Annotated in this window: 16 protein-coding genes; 8 read left to right on the forward strand and 8 right to left on the reverse strand. The window is 61.1% G+C overall.

Annotated elements, in window-relative coordinates; translation table 11 throughout:
* Positions 1-205 precede the first annotated feature (205 nt).
* The 6 genes from ACIQTS_RS17125 (at position 206) to ACIQTS_RS17150 (ending at position 7,801) form a co-directional block, all read left to right on the forward strand.
* Positions 206-2,179, forward strand: coding sequence for a M13 family metallopeptidase (locus ACIQTS_RS17125; protein WP_402474058.1), 1,974 nt, complete (start codon positions 206-208; stop codon positions 2,177-2,179).
* Between the two features lie 93 nt (positions 2,180-2,272).
* Entirely contained in the window at positions 2,273-3,832 is a 1,560-nt protein-coding gene (gene lysS / locus ACIQTS_RS17130; RefSeq protein ID WP_402474060.1) for a lysine--tRNA ligase, read from the forward strand.
* Between the two features lie 2 nt (positions 3,833-3,834).
* Positions 3,835-4,002: a hypothetical protein gene (locus ACIQTS_RS17135; protein ID WP_166650875.1), complete on the forward strand. Its 168-nt coding sequence runs from the start codon at positions 3,835-3,837 to the stop codon at positions 4,000-4,002.
* 137 nt (positions 4,003-4,139) lie between these two features.
* On the forward strand, positions 4,140-4,460 hold the full coding sequence (locus ACIQTS_RS17140) for an Lsr2 family protein (protein WP_105659017.1): 321 nt from the start codon (positions 4,140-4,142) through the stop codon (positions 4,458-4,460).
* 269 nt (positions 4,461-4,729) lie between these two features.
* Entirely contained in the window at positions 4,730-7,243 is a 2,514-nt protein-coding gene (locus ACIQTS_RS17145; RefSeq protein ID WP_105659016.1) for an ATP-dependent Clp protease ATP-binding subunit, read from the forward strand.
* A gap of 90 nt (positions 7,244-7,333) precedes the next feature.
* Positions 7,334-7,801, forward strand: a complete 468-nt coding sequence (locus ACIQTS_RS17150; RefSeq protein WP_402474064.1) for a hypothetical protein — start codon at positions 7,334-7,336, stop codon at positions 7,799-7,801.
* A gap of 32 nt (positions 7,802-7,833) precedes the next feature.
* On the opposite strand, the gene ACIQTS_RS17155 is transcribed toward ACIQTS_RS17150, so the two are convergent.
* Genes ACIQTS_RS17155 through ACIQTS_RS17170 form a run of 4 tightly spaced genes read right to left on the reverse strand, consistent with a single transcriptional unit; the run spans position 7,834 to position 10,367 of the window.
* Positions 7,834-8,280, reverse strand: coding sequence for an iron chaperone (locus tag ACIQTS_RS17155; protein WP_105659014.1), 447 nt, complete (start codon positions 8,278-8,280; stop codon positions 7,834-7,836).
* Entirely contained in the window at positions 8,277-8,699 is a 423-nt protein-coding gene (locus tag ACIQTS_RS17160; protein ID WP_105659013.1) for a VOC family protein, read from the reverse strand. The genes ACIQTS_RS17155 and ACIQTS_RS17160 overlap by 4 nt, the downstream gene beginning before the upstream one ends.
* A gap of 48 nt (positions 8,700-8,747) precedes the next feature.
* The gene (locus ACIQTS_RS17165; protein WP_219844379.1) at positions 8,748-9,092 is read right to left on the reverse strand and encodes a helix-turn-helix transcriptional regulator; all 345 of its coding nucleotides are present in this window, start codon (positions 9,090-9,092) and stop codon (positions 8,748-8,750) included.
* 57 nt (positions 9,093-9,149) lie between these two features.
* Positions 9,150-10,367, reverse strand: a complete 1,218-nt coding sequence (locus ACIQTS_RS17170; protein WP_402474067.1) for an MFS transporter — start codon at positions 10,365-10,367, stop codon at positions 9,150-9,152.
* 130 nt (positions 10,368-10,497) lie between these two features.
* On the opposite strand from ACIQTS_RS17170, the gene ACIQTS_RS17175 reads away from it, so the two are divergent.
* On the forward strand, positions 10,498-11,007 hold the full coding sequence (locus tag ACIQTS_RS17175; RefSeq protein WP_105659010.1) for an amino-acid N-acetyltransferase: 510 nt from the start codon (positions 10,498-10,500) through the stop codon (positions 11,005-11,007).
* A 5-nt stretch (positions 11,008-11,012) separates the two neighbouring features.
* Here ACIQTS_RS17175 and ACIQTS_RS17180 read toward each other — a convergent pair whose 3' ends face one another.
* Positions 11,013-11,813: a DUF1206 domain-containing protein gene (locus ACIQTS_RS17180; RefSeq protein WP_400291534.1), complete on the reverse strand. Its 801-nt coding sequence runs from the start codon at positions 11,811-11,813 to the stop codon at positions 11,013-11,015.
* 64 nt (positions 11,814-11,877) lie between these two features.
* A complete protein-coding gene (locus ACIQTS_RS17185) occupies positions 11,878-12,786 on the reverse strand; it encodes an A/G-specific adenine glycosylase (protein WP_402474070.1) in 909 nt (302 codons plus the stop codon).
* 123 nt (positions 12,787-12,909) lie between these two features.
* Here ACIQTS_RS17185 and ACIQTS_RS17190 point away from each other — a divergent pair, with 123 nt between their 5' ends.
* Positions 12,910-13,527, forward strand: coding sequence for a hypothetical protein (locus ACIQTS_RS17190; RefSeq protein ID WP_402474073.1), 618 nt, complete (start codon positions 12,910-12,912; stop codon positions 13,525-13,527).
* A gap of 6 nt (positions 13,528-13,533) precedes the next feature.
* On the opposite strand, the gene disA is transcribed toward ACIQTS_RS17190, so the two are convergent.
* Both disA and radA read right to left on the reverse strand, forming a co-directional pair.
* Positions 13,534-14,607 (reverse strand): DNA integrity scanning diadenylate cyclase DisA, encoded by a 1,074-nt coding sequence (gene disA, locus ACIQTS_RS17195; RefSeq protein ID WP_105659006.1) that lies wholly within the window; start codon positions 14,605-14,607, stop codon positions 13,534-13,536.
* Positions 14,608-14,641: 34 nt separating this feature from the next.
* A complete protein-coding gene (gene radA / locus ACIQTS_RS17200; RefSeq protein ID WP_105659005.1) occupies positions 14,642-16,036 on the reverse strand; it encodes a DNA repair protein RadA in 1,395 nt (464 codons plus the stop codon).
* Positions 16,037-16,063: the final 27 nt, after the last annotated feature.

Consider the following 16,063-nt stretch of genomic DNA (forward strand, 5'->3'; position numbering starts at 1 on the left):
TGAGGGTGTGGGAGAGTAGGTCACCGCCGGACTTAACTTGAGTAGATGGTTTGAGGCCCTGGTACCGTTTGGTGCCGGGGCCTCACCTGTTTAACTAGACTATTTAAGCCGTACGCGCATCGGCGGTCCTCACCCTTCCTATCTTCATGGATGTAGATAAGGTGTGTAGTAGAAATAACAAGATCTTCTACACGAGGGGCTTTCCTTGACCACCGAGACTACGAGTCCACTGACATACCGCGACGATTCAATTCGTCCCCAGGACGATCTCTACCGCCATAGCAATGGCAAGTGGTTCGAGACAGCAACAATTCCAGGAGATCAAGGAATTTACGGTTCCTTCATGGAACTCCGCGACCAGGCTGAGGCTGCGGTCCACGGAATCATTAATGAAGCAGTACAGAAGGTCGATTCCGGTGCAGAAACTGACGCCGCCACCCAGCGCATTGCCCGCCTCTACAGCTCATTCATGAATGAAGCCGTTATCGAAGAACGCGGTGCCGATCCGGTTGCTGTCTTCTTGAATACTATTTCGGATATCCAGAACACCGAACAGCTGCTCGAAGTATGCGGTTTCTTCCAGCGCAAAGGCATCAGCGGCTTCATGGATATCGGCGCGATGAACGACGCCGGCAATCCGGACCGGAACCTGCTGACCTTCCTGCAAGGCGGCCTGGGCCTGCCTGATGAGTCCTACTATCGCGAAGAGCAGTTCGCTGAAACCGTATCCGACTACCAGGACCACCTTGGCCGCCTGCTGGCCCTTGGCGGTATTGCTGATGCCAAAGCCGCGGCCGCACATGTCGTAGCGCTCGAGAAGGCCATGGCCTCGCATCACTGGGACCGGGTCAAGGTCCGCGATGCTCAGGCACGCTACAACCTGATGTCCGATGAGGAGCTTTCCGCGCTTTTCCCGGGTGTGAGGACCTGGCTGGCAGGCGCCGGCATTGAGCCGAAGTACTACAGCGAAGTTGTCGTCTGGCAGCCAAGCTACCTTCAGGGATTGTCTGAGCTATTCGGCTCCCAGCCGCTGGATGCCTGGAAGAACTGGTTGCGGGTCCAGGTGCTGCGCTCGTTCGCTCCCTACTTGTCCAGCGCATTCGTCAATGAGAATTTCTCCTTCTACTCGGCCAAGCTCGGTGGCGTGGAACAGCTCAAGGAACGCTGGAAGCGAGGTGTCGCATTCACCGAAGGTGCTGTAGGCGAAGACATCGGCCAGCTGTACGTGGCTGAGCACTTCCCTGCAGAGGCCAAGGACGCCATGGACGCGCTGGTCCAGCGGCTCATCGAGGCTTACCGCATCTCGATCAGCGAACTGTCCTGGATGGGCCCGGAGACCATCGAAAAGGCACTGGATAAGCTTTCCAAGTTCCGTCCGAAGATCGGCTACCCGAACCAATGGATCGACTACTCTGCCATCCAGGCTGATGAACTGGACGTCATCGCGAATATTGCCTCGGCGAACGAATTCGAGTTCGCTCGTGAATTGAAGAAGATCGATGACGGGGTGGATCGCGAACTGTGGTTCATGTTCCCCCAGACGGTAAACGCCTACTACCACCCGCTGCTGAACGAAATCGCGTTCCCAGCGGCAATCCTGCGCCCGCCATTCTTCGACGTGAACCGCGACATCGCCTCGAACTTCGGCGGCATCGGCGCGGTCATCGGCCACGAAATCGGCCACGGCTTCGATGACCAGGGCTCGCAGTTCGATGGCACTGGCCAGTTGACCAATTGGTGGACCGATGAGGACCGGGCTTCCTTCGAGAAGCTGACCGCCAAGCTGGTGGACCAGTACAACGCGCTGTCCCCTTCAGAAGCCCCGGAACACAACGTCAACGGTGCGCTGACCTTGGGCGAGAACATCGGCGACCTCGGTGGATTGGGCATTGCCTACAAGGCCTACAAGCTCGAGCTGGCCGCCCTTGGCATACAGGAAGATGAAGTGATCGACGGCATCACCGGAGACCAGCGCTTCTTCTACTCCTGGGCCGAATGCTGGCGCACGCTGATTCGACCGGAGACCGCGGTGGTACGCGTGACCACCGACCCGCATGCACCCGGGGAGTTCCGCTGCAACCAGGTGCCGAAGAACCTGGCATCCTTCCACGAGGCCTTCGGCACCAAGCCCGGCGATGGCATGTGGCTGGATCCAGCTGACCGCGTAGAAATCTGGTAAACCGCATAACTGAATGGATAGGGCCGGGGCAAAGCCAGCTTTGCCCCTGCCCTATCCTGCGTTGCGGGCCAAGATCACTGTGTAAGGCTGATCATGAAGGGCTTCAACTGCACGCCACGACACGTAGAATGGTCTATTGTGACTTCCGAAAATAATTCCGCACAGGCCCCAGATCCAAACGACCAGCGACAGGTGCGCACCGATAAGCGCAACCAGCTGCTGGCCAAGGGCGAGGAAGCCTACCCGGTAGGCATAGCTCGCACCCACTCGTTGCAGGAAATCCGCGACAAGTACGAGCACCTCGAAGCTGGTGAAGAGACCGAAGACGTCGTCGGCATCGTCGGCCGCATCGTTTTCATGCGCAACACCGGCAAGCTGTGCTTCGCCACCTTGCAGGAAGGCGGCCAGAAGGGCGAAGGGGTTCGCCTGCAGGTCATGCTCTCGCTTGCCAACGTTGGCGAAGAGCGCCTGGCCCAGTGGAAGTCGCTCGTCGATCTGGGCGACCATGTGTTCGTGACCGGCAAGGTCATCTCCTCGCGCCGCGGCGAGCTGTCCATCATGGCAGACGCTTGGGAAATGGCTTCCAAGGCCCTGCGCCCACTGCCGGTGCTGCACGCCGATCTGAATGAAGAGACCCGCGTGCGCCAGCGCTACGCCGATTTGATCGTGCGCAACGAGGCCCGCGAAATGGTCTACAAGCGCGCCGCGATCGTCCGCGCCGTACGCAACACCCTGGAGAACCGCGGCTACGTCGAGGTTGAGACCCCGATGCTGCAGCTGGTTCACGGTGGCGCTTCGGCCCGTCCATTCAAGACGCACCTGAACGCCTTTGACCAGGAAATGACCCTGCGCATCGCAACCGAGCTGTACCTCAAGCGGTGCGTCGTTGGCGGTGTCGACCGCGTCTTCGAGGTGGGGCGCATCTTCCGCAACGAGGGTGTCGACTCGACCCACTCGCCGGAATTCACCACCTTGGAATCCTACGAAGCCTACGCCGACCAGTACGTCATGGCCGATCGCATCAAGGAAATCATTCTCAATGCCGCTGATGCCATTGGCGCCGGCCGCACCATCGAGACCCCCAAGGGCACCGCTAACTTGGACGGCGAATGGCGCTGGGTCAGCGTCTACCCTGGCCTGTCCGAAGCTGTCGGCGTGGAGATCACCCCGGAAACCGAAGCTTCGGTACTGCGCGAAGTCGCTGCGAAGCACGAAGTGAAGATCGATCCGGCCTGGGGCGCCCAGAAGCTGGTCATCGAGCTGTTCGGCGAAATCGTCGAGCCGACCTTGATCGACCCGACCTTCGTGTGCGACTACCCGCCACTGGCACAGCCGCTGGCACGCCCGCATCGCTCGAAGCCGGGAGTCATCGAGGCCTGGGACCTGATCATCGGCGGCATGGAGCGCGGTACCGCGTTCTCCGAGCTGATTGACCCGGTGATCCAGCGCGAGCGCCTGACCGAGCAATCCCTGATGGCTGCTGGCGGCGATCCGGAAGCAATGCAGCTTGACGAAGACTTCCTTCGTGCATTGGAATACGGTGCACCGCCGATGGGCGGTATCGGTTTGGGTATCGATCGTCTGGTTATGCTTTTCACCAACGTCGGTATTCGTGAAACTATTCTGTTCCCACTCCTAAAGCCGGAGGCATAGGAATGCCATATATTGAGGCGATCGTCCCGACAATCGGCCTGGCGCTGCTTTTCTGGTACGTGATGAAAGCAATTACAAACGCGGATCGAAAAGAACGCCAAGCTGAAGCTGAAGCTGATGCGCTAATTCAAAATCGCTCGGATTCTAATAATCCAGTAAACGAGAATTAGTCTTTCCTGAAAGAACCTTGTGAATTCTGATGATAATTAGAGTTTAGTGCGGCTATTTGTATATGCTTGTTGTTTGAAATGGGCTGATGATCGAATGTCAGTTGGTCCAGTACATTCAAGCTCGGAGGAATTCCTAAATGGCACGTCAGGTTCAAATTGCCCTGATCGACGATATTGATGGTAGCGAGGCGACTGAATCTATTGCATTCAGCGTCGCTGGTCAGCATTTTGAAATCGACCTGAACGACGAGCATGCTGCTCAGTTCCATGCAGCCATCGAGCCGTACATCGATGCGGCGCGCTCGTCGAAGCAGACTGCAGCGAGCGAAGCTCCAGCAATCCGCGCATGGGCGAAGGAAAACAACATCAAGGTCAACGCACGCGGACGCCTTAATGCAGAAGTTGTAGATGCCTACAATGCTGCAATGCGCAAGGGCGGGCGAAACCGCGCGAAGTAATTTGCGGGGATTTCAACAAGTCTCAATATAAGAGCCGGCACGCAATGCGTGCCGGCTCTTATTCTTATAACGACGTTCGTAATTCATCCAATACTTTCATTGAAGATCGCAATACTGGTGAGCCAAGTAAATCCGGAAATTAATTGCACCTCAATTACGGATTTCCGGTACCAGGGGACCGCTTCGGTTATCCCTGTGGCGAACAAGGGCGCATTGCCGGCGCTTGGTGCGTAGCATCGAATTATTGGTAAGCAAGGAGTGTGCCGAAGATGTTTGAGAGATTTACCGACCGTGCCCGTCGAGTTGTCGTGCTCGCCCAAGAAGAGGCGCGCATGCTCAACCACAACTACATCGGCACCGAGCACCTGTTGCTCGGTCTAATCCACGAAGGCGACGGTGTCGCCGCAAAGGCGCTTGAGTCGCTGAATATTTCGCTGGGTGCCGTTCGTGAGCAGGTTCAGGAGATTATCGGCAAGGGCCAGCAGGCGCCTTCCGGTCATATCCCGTTCACTCCTCGCGCCAAGAAGGTTTTGGAGCTCTCGTTGCGCGAAGCGCTGCAGCTGGGGCATAACTACATTGGTACCGAGCACATCCTGCTCGGCCTGATCCGCGAGGGCGAGGGCGTCGCAGCCCAGGTACTGGTGAAGCTGGGCGCTGACCTCGGTCGCGTGCGCCAGCAGGTCATCCAGCTGCTCTCGGGCTACCAGGGCGGCAAGGAAACTGCCTCCGCTGGCGTCAGCTCGGGCGGACAGCAGGAAGGCACCCCGGCAGGCTCGGCGGTGCTCGACCAGTTCGGCCGCAACCTCACCGCAGCTGCCCGCGAGGGCAAGCTCGATCCAGTGATTGGCCGCGAGCACGAGATGGAACGCGTCATGCAGGTCCTCTCGCGCCGTACCAAGAACAACCCGGTGCTGATCGGCGAGCCTGGTGTCGGCAAGACCGCAGTAGTCGAGGGCCTGGCCCAGTCAATCGTGCGCGGCGATGTGCCCGAGACCATCAAGGACAAGCAGCTGTACACCCTGGACCTCGGTTCCCTGGTGGCCGGCTCCCGCTACCGCGGCGACTTCGAGGAACGCCTGAAGAAGGTCCTCAAGGAAATCCGCACCCGTGGCGATATCATCCTGTTCATCGACGAGATCCACACCCTCGTTGGTGCTGGTGCCGCCGAGGGCGCCATCGATGCCGCGTCGATCCTCAAGCCGATGCTGGCTCGTGGCGAACTGCAGACCATCGGTGCCACCACCTTGGATGAGTACCGCAAGAATATCGAGAAGGATGCAGCGCTTGAGCGCCGCTTCCAGCCGATCCAGGTCAAGGAGCCTTCGGTAGAGCTGACCACGCAGATCCTGCGTGGCCTGCGCGACCGCTACGAGGCGCACCACCGCGTGACCATCACCGATGGTGCACTGCAGGCCGCTGCCACGCTGGCGCACCGCTACATCTCCGATCGCTTCCTGCCGGACAAGGCCGTGGACCTGATCGACGAGGCGGGCGCACGCCTGCGCATCCAGCGCATGACCGCTCCTCCGGCCTTGAAGGAAATGGACGAGGAAATCGCCACCGTGCGCCTGGAGAAGGAAGCTGCGATTGACGCGCAGGACTTCGAAGGGGCTGCCTCGCTGCGCGATAAGGAATCCAAGCTGATTGAGGCCCGCAACGAGAAGGAAAAGTCCTGGCGCAATGGCGACATGGACGAAGTCTCCGAGGTGACTGAGGACCTTATTGCCGAGGTACTTGCCAACTCCACCGGCATCCCGGTTGTGAAGCTGACCGAGGAAGAGTCCACGCGCCTGCTGAATATGGAAGACGAGCTGCACAAGCGCGTCATCGGCCAGGACTCGGCGATCAAGGCCATCTCCCAGGCGATCCGCCGTACCCGTGCAGGCCTGAAGGATCCGAACCGCCCAGGTGGTTCGTTCATCTTCGCCGGCCCAACCGGTGTAGGCAAGACCGAGCTGGCCAAGGCGCTGGCAGAGTTCCTCTTCGGTGAAGAAGACGCGCTGATCACCCTGGACATGTCCGAATACTCGGAGAAGCACACCGTTTCCCGGCTCTTCGGTGCTCCTCCGGGCTACGTCGGCTACGAAGAGGGCGGGCAGCTGACCGAGAAGGTCCGCCGCCGTCCGTTCTCCGTAGTGCTCTTCGACGAGGTCGAGAAGGCGCATGCCGACTTGTTCAACTCATTGCTGCAGATCCTGGAAGACGGCCGCTTGACCGACTCCCAGGGCCGTGTGGTGGACTTCAAGAACACCATCATCATCATGACCACCAACCTCGGTACCCGCGACATCTCCAAGGGTGTGATGACCGGCTTCCAGTCGGCCGCGGATACCAAGACCGGTTACGAGCGCATGCAGGCCAAGGTCCAGGAAGAACTGCGTCAGCATTTCCGCCCTGAATTCCTGAACCGTGTTGATGACACCGTGGTCTTCCCGCAGCTGAACCAGGACGAGATCGAAGAAATCGTCGACCTGTTCATCGCACGCCTGGCCAAGCGCCTGGAAGAACGCGAGATCACCATCGAGCTGACCCAGGCTGCCCGCAGCCTGCTGGCCCAGCGCGGTTACGATCCAGCAATGGGTGCCCGCCCGCTGCGCCGCACCATCCAGCGCGATATCGAGGACCAGCTCTCCGAGCGCATCCTCTTCAGCCAGATCGTTGCGGGTCAGAAGGTCACCGTCGACGTCGAGGGCGAAGGCGAGAGCCGCAAGTTCGTCTTCCACGCTGAAGGCGGCACCGGCCAGCTGGAAGGCGAGCCGGCACCGGCAGCACTGGAAAGCTAGGCCGCAGAGGCATAACCCATAGCCGTGGAACTGACAACGTTCAGTTCCACGGCTATTGGCTTTAATCCGGCCATGTCGTAGGCTCAACACATGAAGAAGCGAAGCAAAGGGCAACAGCTGATTGCCGCTTCCTGCCTCGCAGTCATGGCCTATTCAGCCCTGTACCTTCTCCTCCGTCCCCAGCTTCCTGGACAATTGGTGCGCCATGCCGGCACCGACGGAGCCGGATACGGCCCAACGTGGCTGGTGGTGCTGGTGATTGGTGCCGCGGGCACGCTCAGTATTACCATCGGCATCATTGCCTACCGCGACTTCACCTCATTGGGGCACTGGAACCCGGGACCGAAATCGATTGTGGTCTGCTTCCTGGCCGCTGGCTTCGGAATCCTCGGACTGGGCGCTGCCATGCTTCTCGCTGCCATGGGAGAAGACGCCGCGCAGCAAGGCACCCTGCCTATTGGCATGGGACTGCTTGGGCTGATCGGGGTCTTCGCGCTTTCCGCCTCGCTGCTGGCAAAGGCATTGCCCCAGGCGGAGCAAGAAAGCCTCGACGCCTGAAGAGCAATCGATTCCCTCCGGGCGTGCTGGACTTAGCGTGCCACCGCCTTGGCTACCAACTCGGCAAGCATTTCTTCGAGCTGCCCATCAAGCGCGGTAATGGCGAACGAGGTGGGCCATAGGGTGCCCTCATCCAGCTGCGCAACATCGTTGAAGCCGAAAGTCAGGTAGCGGGTACCGAACTTCTTGGCATCCTGCATGAAGCACAAGATCTTGCCGTCCAAAGCGTAAGCGGGCATGCCATACCAGGTTTTCGGCTCCAATTCCGGAGCCGTCTCGGTGATGATCCGGTGCAGCTTCTGCGCAAGCACCTTGTCGTTGCCCTCGAAGGAAGCAATCTTCTCTTCCACTTCCTTGCGGGCCTGTTCCGCCTTCTCGGCTTTGGTCATGCGCTTCTTCGAAGTGCGCACCTCAGCGGCCCGCTCTTTCATCGCGGCCTTCTCAGCGGCTGAAAAGCCTTCTTGTTCTGAACTGCTCATGCTTCTTCTCCCTGAACTGCTTGGTTGATACGGACCATATTTCCCGAAGGATCGCGGAAGGCGCAATCGCGCGGACCCCACGGTTGGTCCATTGGCTCCTGCAGGACTTCAGCGCCCGACGCGCTCAAAGTTTCAAAGACCTTGTCCAGATCATTGGTGGACAGCACCAGCGGGCCGATCGCGCCTTTGGCTACCAGCTCGGCCAAGGCCTGCGCATCGGCAGCTGACCGGCCAGCGCCCGGAGCCGAAAGCACCAGGCTGGTGCCGGCGCCGTCGGAGCCGCCAAGGGACACCCAGCGGAAGCCGCCGTTGGCGACATCGGAGAGGACCGTGAAGCCCAGCGCATCGCGGTAGAACGCGAGCGCCTCATCCACATCGAGCACGGTCAAAGGGACATGATTGATTGAAATGCTTGCCATGGCTCCAGCCTAGGGAGCGCCGACCAGATAGCGCTTCTTCAAAACTGCTCAGAATCTCTCGGGACGCAAAAGGATCTTGGCGATGCAGGCAGGGATCTGCTCGGTGGCTGAATGGTCCCGTTCCCGGTATGACGAGGGAGTTTCGCCGACCACTTCGGTGAAGCGCGTGCTGAAGGAACCCAGAGAGGTCCATCCCACTTGCATGCAAGCATCTGTTACCGAGACCGATGCGCGCAGCAGATGCATGGCGCGCTCGATACGGCGGGTGAGCAAATAGGCATGCGGGGTTTCGCCATAGGCCCGCTTGAACTCCCTGGAAAAATGAGCAGGAGACATGGAAGCACGCTGGGCCAACGCAGGCACATCCAATGGTTCCGCATAGTGCCGGTCCATCAGGTCCCTGGCCCGGCGCAGGTGCGCCAGGGTTTTCAGCGCTTCGGCATCCACCGGCTAGCCCCGGTTCCTGGCTCGCAGGACAAGGAATGCACCCAGCACCGTTGAGCACAGGTAGATCCCGGTGACGGTGATCCAGCCCGCGGTGAAGCCACCGGCCGAGCCGACCAGCAGGCCCATGGCCAAGGGCCCCACGGTGAAACCGCCAAACTGGCCCGCCGAGACGATTCCGCTGGCACTTCCCAGGCGGCTTGCGGGGATCACCCGCAGCAAGCCCGCCATCAGCACTACCGAAACTCCCAGGGCCGAGGCCCCGTGCAGGCAGACCGCTAGCCAGAGCAAGGCCACCGAGTGCAGCTGCTGGGCCATCAGGAAGCTGGCACCGCCCGCAGTGGCCAGCGACGCCAGCAGCAGCAAGAGCTTAGGCGCTGATACGCCGCGTGACATCATCTGCCCCCATCCGACGCGGGCGGAAACGCCAATGACGCCAGCGACCGCGGCGGTCAGGCCGCCAGCCACCAAGGAGAAGTCCAGCTCGCGGACCGCAAAGAGCGCCAGGTAGACGTTGGTTGCCTGTACGCCGACACCGTTGATGAAACCGAATAGGGCCAGCGCAAAAATGACGAACTTCGTGGAGGGGGCGGCCGCAGCCACCGGCTGGCTCGCGCCCGCTGCCGCCTTCTGCGGGGCAGGCGCGGCGAGCATGGGGGATGCGCGGATAACCCGTACAGCGATCACCGCGAGGACCGCGGCGAGCACGGCGCCGGCCAGCGATGCTCCGTTCCAGCCAATGAATGCAGCCAGCAGCGGGAACCCCACGCTGCCTACGAGCTGCGAAACCTGCACGCCAGACTGCTTGATGCCAGTCCACGTGATGCGCTGGGCACTAGGGACGCGCTGGGCCAGAATGCGGTTGGTGACCCCGTTGGGGAATGACTGGGCGAAGCCGGCCAGGCCGGAAGCCGCCAGGAGCAAGACGTAGCCTGCGGGAATGGCTGCCAAGCCCAGCGCGACCGCCGTCGTGCCGAAGATCAGCAGGATCAGCCTGGTATCCGGTTGCCTGTCGGAGAACTTCCCGAAGACGGCGTTACCCAGTGCGGCGCAGCCGAAGCACACTGTCGCCAACAGGCCGAACTGGGATTCGGTGATTCCCAAATCCCTGATGACCAGGTCGCTGGTGGCGTTCAACCCGTAATTAAGCAGGGGAGCGATGCCGACGGCGGATAGGAGGATGGCAAGCAACCCGAATCCGGGGCGTGCTGTTCTAGCTGGCATCCTCATCCTTGCTCCAATGCGACTTCAATGTTCAAGTTTATCTTGGCACGCCGTGTTGCGGGATGTTCCTTCAATGACATATCCGGCATCTGCTTCGATTCTGCAAACGGTGGGGCATAGGATTTAGAACGTGAACTCTTTTACCGTCCGCTCAGCCAGAACCAGTGATGTCAACGCTATCCGCAATCTTGTGCGCCCGTTGGCCGAGGAACGGATCCTGCTGGATAAGGAAGCGGTCACCTACTACGAGTCCATCCAGGAATTCCTGGTTGCCGAGGACGCGGACGGCAATGTTGTCGGCTGCGGCGGTTTGCACGTCATCTGGGAAGACATCGCCGAAATCCGTACCTTGGCGACCTCGGGCGAGCTGCGTGGCAAGGGCGTAGGCCATGTCCTGCTCTCCGAACTCTTGGAACGTGCCCGGGAAGTCGGGGTTGGCCGCGTCTTCTGCCTGACCTTCGAAGTGGATTTCTTCATACGCCAAGGCTTCAAGGTGATGGCTGACCAGAGCGCCGTGGATCCAGCGGTATACCAGGAGATCCTGCTCTCCCGGGATGAAGGCGTTGCTGAATTCCTGGACCTCGCCCGCGTGAAGCCGAATACTTTGGGCAACACCCGCATGATTATTACGCTGGACTGATACTTCTAGTCCATCCGGTCGTAGCGCGCACGGAATACCAGGTACAGCGCGTAGCAAACCAGGCCCGCACCGATAGCAACCAGGGCAACCGGCCCAAACGGCTGATCCTGGATGGCCTTCAGCGCGCCATCAATGCCGCTGGCCTCTTCCGGGTCGCGCTGTACCGTGGCCACGATGAAGAGCAGGCCCACGGCACCGAGGACTACGCCCTTGGCAGGATAGCCCAGCATGCCCGAGTACTTGATCGCGCGCGATACCTCGGTATTTCCGGAACCGGAGAGATCCTTCAAGAACTTCCGGGTGGCACCCTTGTAGATGTAGTAGCCAGCCATGGCCAGCAGCCCCAGGCCCAAGGCGATCAGCAACCCCCGGCCAGGGCCGGTCTCCATCATTTCTCCGCTGAAGCTGGTGGCAGTCTTTCCCGAATCACTGGGAATTCCTACCGCAAACCGCCCAAAGGTGAAGCCGACAGCCAAGAATGATACGGAGATGGCCGCGGACTTGAGCCTGCCCTTCAGCTCGTTTTCGGGCAAGAAGACCTGCGCCAAGGACCATAGGCCCAGCAATAGTGCGCCGATTGCGCAGATCCACAGCAAGACCATGCCGAAAGGCTGCTCGGCCAAGGCGCCCATGGCTCCGCCCTGATCGGCTTCCGCCTTGCCGCCGGCAGCGACGAAAGCTGCGAGGATTCCCACGGTTGCGTGAAGTACGCCGTTGGCGACGTATCCCAGGCGTGCGGCGCGTTCGAACCATGGGTGCTTGGCTACGTGGCGAACAGCAGCGGCCGGATCAACTGAAGCGTTCATGGGCTAAGCATAGGTAGGCATCAGGGCATAAAGCTAGCCGCTTCTGGCTCGTTCCGGGCCGATGCTACGAAGGCAGGCGGATTCCATCTTCTTCGGCGATCGCCAGGCCATCTTTGAGCAGCCCGGCCAGTGCCCGTTCACGCTGCTCCAATGGTGCTTGCAGTTGGTCAAGCGCCACATACCTTGCATGCGATTCATGGGACAGTTCGGCCAGGAAGGACTGCTCTGGCACCGCCTGCTCATGCTCGCGCAGGATCGCCATGATGGCGCCGCGGACCTGCCGGTCCGTACCCTTCCAAGCTTGTCCCTTCGGGATGTAGTGCGGGGCCGGCTGCCCCTGGGCAATCCATGCGCACTGCTGGAAGACCGGGCATTGCTCGCACTTCGGGCTGCGAGCGGTGCACACCAGGGCACCGAGTTCCATTACCGAAATATTCCACAGATTCGCTGCCTGATGATCCTCGGGCTGGACTTCTCCAGCCCGGGCGAATTCACTGGCGCGCGGGCTTGGCTCGGGCAATGCCATGCCGCCGAAGAGCCGTGCATGCACGCGGCGAATATTCGTGTCCACGACAACGGTGCGCTCGCCGAAGGCAAAGCAGGCAATGGCGGCCGCGGTGTAGGAGCCGATGCCCGGCAAGGCCAGGAGCTCGGCTTCGGTGCGCGGGACTTCGCCGTTGTACTCGGTGGTGATCTCCACGGCGGCGGCATGCAAGCGCTGCGCGCGCCGCGGATAGCCCAGCCGTCCCCACGCTTTCAGTGCTTCGGACAGCGGTTCCGCAGCCAGATCCTGCGGCCGTGGCCAGCGGCGCATCCATTCTTCCCAAACCGGCAAGACACGAACTACCGGAGTCTGCTGGAGCATGAACTCGCTGACCATGACTTCCCAGCCGCTCACTCCGGGGCGTCGCCAAGGCAGGTCGCGGGCGTTCTCTAGGTACCAGGTGTTGATGGTGTTGTGGATTTGCTGCACCCCACCACTCTAAGCCAGCGCACCGTCCGCCCGGAATCAGCGGGAATGGATTGCAGAACGTGATTTGCCCCGGATCCTACGCCATTACCGGCTTCGGGCAGGCAAATGAATTAGCCTTAAGCCATGAGCAACGCATCAGGGGGGAAACCATCGGCCAGCGTCTACCGGCGCAGGCGGATCACCGTGGCAGTACTTGCCCTGGTGCTCGTCGGCCTGCTTGTCTGGGGCGTCGTTGCGCTGGCCGGATTGTTCTCCCCTGATGAGAAGAAAACTGCAGACAATGAGCCAAGCGCCCAGCAAACCCAGTCGGTTCCTTCGCCATCGCCAGAGCCGGAAGACGACGAAGCTGCGGCCAAGAAGTGCAAGAGCGACGAGGTCGAGATTACTGCGACTACCGATGCGAAAAGCTACGCCTCGGACAAGAAGCCGACCTTGCTGCTGGGCATCGAAAATGTTTCCAAGCGCGAATGCGAATTGAACGTCGGAACCACGCAGCAGGAGTTCCTGGTTTCCAGCGGCGCGGACCGCATCTTCTCCACCATCGATTGCCTGGACGGCGCAGAAGATGTGAACCTGGCCTTCAAGCCGGGGCAGAAGGAGAACGCGCGCTTCACCTGGAACCGCGAGCGTTCCGCTCCCGGTTGCAAGTCGGTCAGCGTGCAGCCGCGTCCGGGAACCTACAAGTTCACCGCGGCTATCGGCGACTTCGTTTCGGAGCCGGTCACCTTCACCTTGGAGTGAAAAGGCCTAGATGTAGCGATCCAGCAGCGAGGATTCGGCCATGCGGGCCAGCCCTTCCCGGATGGAGCGTGCACGCTGCTCGCCGACGCCCTCGATTTCCATGAGCTGGCTGGTGGACGCTGCCATGAGCAGCTGCAAGTTATCGAAGGACGCCACCAGGCGGTCCCCGACCAGCTTGGGCACCGTGCGGATCTGCGAAAGCAGGCGGTAGCCCTTCGGGGTCAGCTGGTCGTCTTGGCCAATGGTGGAGTGCGGGAACAGGATCTTGGTCAGGCCATCAAGCTCAATGAGCTGGGCATCGGAAACTTCATGCAGCGTCTCCAGGGCACGCTCGATATCCAGCTCCTGGCCTTCCGCGTCGGAATAGTCCCGCAGTAGCAACTGGTTATCCGCCTGGATGCCGGAGAGCAATTCCGCATGCTGGGCCGCCAGCAGGCGTCCATCGATGCCCAGCTCCAGCACGTAGCGGGAGATTTCTTCGCTGGTACGGCGCAGCATCTCGGTGCGCTGCAAGACAGCGAGCACTTCCCGCGCGGTGGCGACATCTTCAATTTCCGCAGCTGACAGGGCGCTGGTGACCTGGTCCAGGCGGTGGCGGTACCGTTCCAAGGTAGCAATAGCCTGGTTGCCGCGGGCCAGCAGGCGCTCGGCTGGCTCGAGCACATGGCGCTCGCCGTCGGCATAGAGGGTGATGGTCTGCATGGACTGCGAAACCGAAATCGTCGGGAACCCGGTTTGCGCGGCTACGCGTTCTGCCGTGCGGTGGCGGGTGCCGGACTCCTGGGTTTCAATCTGCGCATCCGGCATCAGCTGCACGCCGGCCTGCTGGATCTGGCGTCCTGTGCCGTCCAGAATGATCGCGCCGTCCATCTTGGCCAGTTCGCGGATGCGTGTAGGCGTGTATTCGGTGTTGATCCTGAAGCCGCCGGAGCTGATCGACTCCACGAGCCTGTCATGGCCCAGCACTATGAGAGCGCCAGTACGGCCGCGCTGGATCCGTTCAAGACCCTGGGCGAGCTCGGTACCCGGGGCAATCTGGGCCAGAACGGCAAGGAATCCGGGGGTTGGGTGCGCTTTCAACTTGCGTCCTTTCGGCGGGCAGCAACAATCAAGTTTATCCTGCGGGCTTCTGTCGCTGGTTAAACGCAATATCCAGCGCCTGCGCGATGTTCTCCACCTGGAATACGCGGATGCCCTCGGGGATATTCTTCAACGGTTCCGGGGTGGCCGGAGCCATCGCGAAAGAGAAGCCCAGACGCTGCGCCTCGGTGATGCGCCGTGAGATTTCTGGTACTTGCCGAACTTCGCCGGCCAAGCCGACTTCGCCGAAGGCCACGAAGTCCTGCGGCAGCGGGAATTCATTCATCGAAGAAGCCAATGCCAGCGCGCAGGCCAGATCCGAGGCGGGTTCGGCAATTTTCACGCCACCCACGGTGGCGATATACGAGTCCATGGACGACAGATCCATATGCGCGCGGGCCTGCAGCACCGCCACAACCATTTGCGCCCGCGCGGCATCCAAGCCACTGGTGGCCCGGCGGGCAGCAGGGGCATTGCTGCGCGAGAGCAAGGTCTGCACCTCGGCAACCAGCGGCCGGCGGCCCTCCATCGTGACGGTGATGCAGGTGCCCGGCACCGGGGTGCGGGTTCGGGTGACGAAAAGCTTGGAAGGATCGGTCAGCGATTCAATGCCGTCTTCATTCAAATCGAAGCAGCCCACCTCGTCGGTGGCTCCGTAGCGGTTCTTCAGCGCGCGCAGGATGCGCAACCGCGAATGCTTCTCGCCATCGAACTGGCAGACCACGTCCACCAGGTGCTCGAGCAGCCGTGGGCCGGCGACCGAACCTTCCTTGGTCACGTGGCCGACCATGATGGTGGACATGGCTCGGGTCTTGGCCGCGTTGATGATCGAGGCAGCGACTTCGCGCACCTGGGAAACGCCGCCGGCAGCGCCGTCCACCTCTGCCGAGGAGAAGGTCTGCACCGAGTCCAGGATCAGCAGCTGCGGATCGATCTCCTGGATCTGCCCCAAGGCCAGAGCCAGGTCGGTTTCGGCGGCCAGGAACAGCGTATCGGCGATGGCGTTGATGCGTTCGGCGCGGGACTTTACCTGCGCGGCGGACTCTTCACCGGTTAGATAGAGCACGCGCAAGCCGGTTTGCGCGGCTTTCGCGGCAACGTCCAAGAGCAGCGTCGACTTGCCCACGCCAGGTTCGCCGGCCAGCAGGATCGCGGCTGCCGGAACCAGGCCGCCACCGAGCACGCGGTCAAGTTCGGAGACGCCACTGGGGCGGAAGGCCGCTTCGGAGCCGTCAATCTGCGCGATCGGCTTGGCGGGGTGGGCCACCTTGGCCGCGGCTACGGTGCGTGCGGAGACGACTCCCACTTCTTCGACGGTGCCCCAGGCCTGGCATTCGCCGCAGCGGCCCACCCACTTAATCGTGGTCCACCCGCATTCAGAGCATTTGAACGATGCGGAAGACTTGCTGCGAGTGGAGGTTTTGGCCATGGCTCAATGCTATCGAGCTATGCGGAC

Origin of the sequence: Glutamicibacter sp. NPDC090743, assembly GCF_044769125.1 — a bacterium.
Taxonomy (GTDB): domain Bacteria; phylum Actinomycetota; class Actinomycetes; order Actinomycetales; family Micrococcaceae; genus Glutamicibacter.

Coding starts and splice junctions, on each gene's coding strand:
- lysS (WP_402474060.1), top strand. CDS start 2,273: ATGAAGGGCTTCAACTGCACGCCACGACACGTAGAATGGTCTATTGTG.
- ACIQTS_RS17135 (WP_166650875.1), top strand. CDS start 3,835: ATGCCATATATTGAGGCGATCGTCCCGACAATCGGCCTGGCGCTGCTT.
- ACIQTS_RS17140 (WP_105659017.1), top strand. CDS start 4,140: ATGGCACGTCAGGTTCAAATTGCCCTGATCGACGATATTGATGGTAGC.
- ACIQTS_RS17145 (WP_105659016.1), top strand. CDS start 4,730: ATGTTTGAGAGATTTACCGACCGTGCCCGTCGAGTTGTCGTGCTCGCC.
- ACIQTS_RS17150 (WP_402474064.1), top strand. CDS start 7,334: ATGAAGAAGCGAAGCAAAGGGCAACAGCTGATTGCCGCTTCCTGCCTC.
- ACIQTS_RS17155 (WP_105659014.1), bottom strand. CDS start 8,280: ATGAGCAGTTCAGAACAAGAAGGCTTTTCAGCCGCTGAGAAGGCCGCG.
- ACIQTS_RS17160 (WP_105659013.1), bottom strand. CDS start 8,699: ATGGCAAGCATTTCAATCAATCATGTCCCTTTGACCGTGCTCGATGTG.
- ACIQTS_RS17165 (WP_219844379.1), bottom strand. CDS start 9,092: ATGGACCGGCACTATGCGGAACCATTGGATGTGCCTGCGTTGGCCCAG.
- ACIQTS_RS17170 (WP_402474067.1), bottom strand. CDS start 10,367: ATGCCAGCTAGAACAGCACGCCCCGGATTCGGGTTGCTTGCCATCCTC.
- ACIQTS_RS17180 (WP_400291534.1), bottom strand. CDS start 11,813: ATGAACGCTTCAGTTGATCCGGCCGCTGCTGTTCGCCACGTAGCCAAG.
- ACIQTS_RS17190 (WP_402474073.1), top strand. CDS start 12,910: ATGAGCAACGCATCAGGGGGGAAACCATCGGCCAGCGTCTACCGGCGC.
- radA (WP_105659005.1), bottom strand. CDS start 16,036: ATGGCCAAAACCTCCACTCGCAGCAAGTCTTCCGCATCGTTCAAATGC.